The sequence below is a fragment of the Marinimicrobium sp. UBA4509 genome, assembly GCF_002388575.1.
Classification (GTDB): Bacteria; Pseudomonadota; Gammaproteobacteria; order Pseudomonadales; family Cellvibrionaceae; genus Marinimicrobium; species Marinimicrobium koreense.
On sequence record NZ_DGMV01000008.1, the window covers coordinates 23,669 to 25,859 of the forward strand.

A 2,191-nucleotide genomic window follows, 5' to 3' on the forward strand; every position below is an offset into this window, starting at 1 on the left:
CGTCGGCAATATGGACGTGGGCCACGGCGGCACCTACGGCCAGCCCCACGGCGGAGAGTTTGCCCGAGTGGCGACCGCCTGGTTTAAATGGCAACTGAAGGACGACGAAACGGCAGGCAAGTTATTTACCGGCAATCCACCGGGGCTGGCCGAACACCCTGAATGGACCGTCGACAAGAAGAAACTGCCTTAGCAAAGTGCCAGGCGATGTGGGAGCAATGGCTCACTGAAACGCGAGCGTCATATAGCTGATGACGACATAGCGAGCCAGTTTACCCGCCGTCACCAACAGCAAAAACCAACGCAGGCGTATCCGTAACACGCCGGCGATCACGGTCAAGGGGTCCCCAATAATGGGGACCCAGGCAAAGCACAGCGACACCATCCCATACTTCCGAAACCGCGCCTCGGCCCGGCCAAAGTCGTCTTCCGACATCCGCAACCACTTCTTGACCACCACCAGACTCCCCCAATAGCCCAAGGCATAGTTGGTCAGTGAGCCGAGCACATTGCCGACGGTGGCGACCGAAACCAGAACCACCGACGACAGGCCGCTCAGCAACAAGGCGCTGAGCACCACCTCGGAGCTGAGGGGCAATATCGTCGCCGCCAGGAATGCGGACAGGAAGAGGCCGAGGTAGCCGAGTTCCGCCAAGTGCTCCATCAATCATCTCACCGAAGGGGTGGGCTCAACACATTGACCTAAACTTCCTTATCAGCCAACCAGGTCAATGCCTCGATCCGGGAGGTAAATTTCGGAATCTGGTTTGATTCCAAAAACTCGTGCAGCGACGTGTGTCGATTGGTATTTGAGCAAACGGTTGTGACCAACTTGCCGCTTTGCACAGCGTCTTGAATGGTGTTTTCCAAGGCGAGCACCATGGTGGTATCCAGCGTCGGCACATCGGTTAGGTCGATGAGAATTTTTCTGAAGGCATTCAAGCTGTTTCTCTCGCGTGCCAACGCTCTCGACATACCAAAAATCAACGGACCACTGAAATACAACAAGGCAATGTCACCGCGGTTCTTTTCGAGGATTTTCTTTTCTTCGCTTTCGAGCGAGATATTATCGTCGACATCACTGATGACTTGCATATTTCGCTGCGCTTGTAATCGGCTCAGCTTGTCGATGGTAATAATGTTTGCGATAAAGACCCCAAGGCCGACCGCCACCATCAAATCCACCAACACCGTCAGCGCAATGACCAGGTACATGATGAGGGTAGCGCTGGTCGAGACGCGATGAGCCCGCTTCAAAAAGCTCCAATCCAATATGCTAAGACCAACCTTGACAGCGATCGCTGCCAGAATGGCGAGCGGGATATTGGAGGCCAACCCCGAGGCAAACGCGACAACCACCAATAGAACAGCGGCACGCACGATCCCCGAAAGGGCCGTCCGGGCGCCCGTCTGGATATTCACCACCGTTCCCATGGTAGCGCCAGCGCCAGGCAATCCGCCAATAAAGCCTGAGGCCAGGTTCCCAATGCCCTGACCGATCAACTCTTTATTCGAGTTGTGCTCATTGCGGGTCAGACTGTCTGCGATGACCGCCGTCAGCAGGGCATCAATGCAGCCCAAGGTCCCCAGCACCATGCCATCGATAAGCATGGTGGTCACCTGATCAGCGGTGAAGTACGGGAGATAGAAATCGGGTATACCCAATGAAATAGGGCCTACCAAACGCAGATTATCGCCGAACAGTAGCAACGCAATAGCGGTACCCAGTACCAATACAATGAGCTGCGGGGGCACAACTTTTGCGATACGTTTTGGGATAAAGAAGAGCGCCAGGAGCGCCGTTAACGAAATGGAAAGCTCGGCCACGCTCAGATTCTTAATAAACTGGGGTATGGCCAACAGGTTATTGAGCACACCGCCGCTGACCGAGGGTTGACCCAGCATCGGGCCAAACTGCAGGATAATGAGGATGATCCCGATACCGGACATAAACCCGGATATCACACTGTAGGGCATCATGGTGATATACCGCCCCAGCTTCAATAGACCGAGCAAAATCTGGAAAAGGCCGGCGATCATCACCACCGTAAATGCCATTGCCAGACCGTTTTCCGGATGACTCGCCACGAGAGAGGTCAAAACGGCGGTCATGACAACCGTCATCGGCCCGGTCGGCTCGGAGATTAGCGTTGGGGTACCACCGAATAGCGAAGCGAAGAGCCCTACACAT

The 2,191-nt window shown here is 55.0% G+C and carries 2 protein-coding genes and 1 pseudogene; 1 reads left to right on the top strand and 2 read right to left on the bottom strand.

Annotated elements, in window-relative coordinates; translation table 11 throughout:
* Positions 1-193 (top strand): annotated as a pseudogene (locus B3520_RS00775) (alpha/beta hydrolase); the annotation flags it as partial.
* A 30-nt stretch (positions 194-223) separates the two neighbouring features.
* Here the strand turns inward: B3520_RS00775 and B3520_RS00780 are convergent.
* Together B3520_RS00780 and B3520_RS00785 are read right to left on the bottom strand one after the other, a co-directional pair.
* Positions 224-664: a YqaA family protein gene (locus B3520_RS00780; RefSeq protein ID WP_286807000.1), complete on the bottom strand. Its 441-nt coding sequence runs from the start codon at positions 662-664 to the stop codon at positions 224-226.
* Between the two features lie 38 nt (positions 665-702).
* The coding region (locus B3520_RS00785) for a SulP family inorganic anion transporter (protein WP_286875102.1) at positions 703-2,191 on the bottom strand (1,489 nt) is incomplete at its 5' end.